We start from the raw sequence: 257 nt of genomic DNA on the forward strand, positions 1-257 counted from the left end.
TGTAAGAGCAAACAAAACTCAAGTTAAAGATGCTGTTGAAGAAATTTTTGGAGTAAAAGTAGATAAAGTTAACATCATGAACTACAAAGGAAAGTTCAAGCGCATGGGCCGTTATACCGGCTACACAAATAAGCGCCGTAAAGCAATTGTTTCTTTAACTGCTGACAGCAAAGAGATTGAAATCTTTGAAGCATAAAAGAATCTTACTTAAATTAAGAAGAGGAGGGAACTAAAATGGCGATTAAAAAATACAAACC

At 34.2% G+C, this 257-nt stretch carries 1 protein-coding gene; it reads left to right on the forward strand.

Translation table 11 applies throughout. The annotated features are described in order from the left end of the window. On the forward strand, window positions 1-196 hold a 196-nt coding region (gene rplW, locus AC3II9_RS22040; protein WP_489158862.1), incomplete at its 5' end, for a 50S ribosomal protein L23. Window positions 197-257: the final 61 nt, after the last annotated feature.

This window comes from Lysinibacillus sp. RU7 (assembly GCF_057837305.1).